This is a genomic window from Micromonospora sp. S4605, from assembly GCF_003176715.1.
Classification (GTDB): Bacteria; Actinomycetota; Actinomycetes; order Mycobacteriales; family Micromonosporaceae; genus Micromonospora; species Micromonospora echinaurantiaca.
Genome location: NZ_QGSW01000289.1, coordinates 1 through 1,865 on the forward strand (window position 1 = coordinate 1; position 1,865 = coordinate 1,865).

Sequence of the window (1,865 nt, forward strand, 5' to 3'; positions counted from 1 at the left end):
CCGGTTGATGGCCGCGCGCCTAGCCGGTGAGGACGTCGAGCCGCAAGGCCCGATCGAGACCGAGGCAGCCCGACGCCTCGACGACGAACTCAACCAGAAGTAGCCACCCGGTTACCCAACACTTTCTCAGGCGTAGTCGACGCCGATCTGGGCGCGGATGGTGTCCAGCAGGGCCATCACCTCCAGCGTGGCCGAGTGCGGCACCAGCGGGCTCTCCAGCAGGCCCTCGGCCAGGCAGCGCTGCACCTCGATCGCTTCGTGCTGGTAGCCGCCGCCCACCAGTTCCGCGTCGATCGTCTCCGGTTCGGCGCCGGCCCGGTGCAGGGTCACCCGCCCGGGCCGGTAGAACGGCTCGGGCAGGTCGATCCGCCCGGTGGTGCCGGTGATCGCCGCGGTCAGCGGGGTGACCCCGACGATGCCGCAGCTCAGCGTGGCGACCGCGCCCGAGTCGTAGCCGAGCACGATGCCGGTGTTCTCGTCCACCCCCTCCGGGCTGATCTTGGCCCAGGCCCGTACGTGCTGCGGCACACCGAGCAGCAGGTGGGCCAGGCTCACCGGGTAGACGCCGAGATCCAGCAGCGCGCCGCCGCCCAGGGTGCGGGCCCGCATCCGGTGCTCGGGCGGGAACGGCCCGGCCGCCCCGAAGTCGGCCTGCACGCTGGTCACCGGGCCGATCGCGCCGTCGGCGACCAGCTCGCACACCCGGCGGAGGATCGGGTTGGTCCGCATCCACATGGCCTCCATCAGGAAGACCCCGGCGGCCCGCGCGGTGTCGACCAGCTCGGTGCTGGTGGCCAGGTCGAGGGTGAACGGCTTCTCCAGCAGCACCGCCCGGCCGGCGGCGAGGCAGGTCAGCGCCGCCTGGTGGTGCGCGGCGTGCGGGGTGGCCACGTACACCACGTCCAGGTCGGCGTCCGCGGCCAGGTCCTGCCAGGAGCCGTACGCCCGCGGCACGCCGTGCCGGCGGGCGAACCGCTGCGCGCTCTCGGCGGTACGCGAGCCGACCGCGACCAGTTCCGCGCCCGGCACCAGCCGGAGGTCTTCGGCGAAGCGGCCGGCGATGTGGCCGGTGGCCAGGATGCCCCAACGAGTCATGCCGGCAACCGTAGCGACGATCAACCGGACGGGGCGCGGGCGATCCGGCAGGTGGGAACTAGGCTCGCCGCATGACGATCGACAGCGACGGCTTCGCCGCCCCGCCGGCGCTGGTGGAGCACGCCCGCCGGTTCCGCGCCGAGGGTGGCATCCCCGCGGTGCCCCGGGTGGCGGCCACCGTGCTGCTGCTCCGCCCAGCCGACGCCGGGTTCGAGGTCTACCTGATCCGCCGGGTCGCCGCGATGGCCTTCGGCGGCATGTACGCCTTCCCGGGCGGCGGCGTCGACCCGTCCGACTCGCAGGCGCACCCGGGCTGGGCCGGTCCGGACCCGGCCCGGTGGGGCGAGCGGCTCGGGCTGGCCCCCGCGGCCGCCCAGGCGGTGGTCTGCGCCGCCGCACGGGAGGTCTTCGAGGAGGCCGGGGTGCTGCTCGCCGGCCCCGACCCGGCGACAGTGGTGGGGGACGTCAGCGGCGACGACTGGGAGGCCGCCCGGGTCGCCCTGGAGCAGCGCCGGGTCGGCTTCGCCGACCTGCTCGCCGAGCGTCGGCTGACGCTCCGCGCGGACCTGCTGCTGCCGTGGAGCCGGTGGATCACCCCGGAGTTCGAGCCGCGCCGCTTCGACACGTACTTCTTCGTGGCGCTGCTGCCCGAGGGGCAGCGGACCCGGGACGTCTCCGGTGAGGCCGACCGGACGCTCTGGGCCCGCCCGGCGGACGCCCGCGCCCGGGCCGAGGCGGGCGAGCTGACCATGCTCCCGCCCACCCTGGTC

Annotated in this window: 2 protein-coding genes; one reads left to right on the forward strand and one right to left on the reverse strand. The window is 75.1% G+C overall.

Annotated features, from left to right (window positions below):
- Positions 1-126 precede the first annotated feature (126 nt).
- Positions 127-1,095, reverse strand: coding sequence for a Gfo/Idh/MocA family protein (locus DLJ47_RS25920; RefSeq protein ID WP_109903670.1), 969 nt, complete (start codon positions 1,093-1,095; stop codon positions 127-129).
- 71 nt (positions 1,096-1,166) lie between these two features.
- Here DLJ47_RS25920 and DLJ47_RS25925 point away from each other — a divergent pair.
- Positions 1,167-1,865: NUDIX hydrolase (locus DLJ47_RS25925; protein WP_109903672.1), on the forward strand; the 699-nt coding region annotated here is incomplete at its 3' end.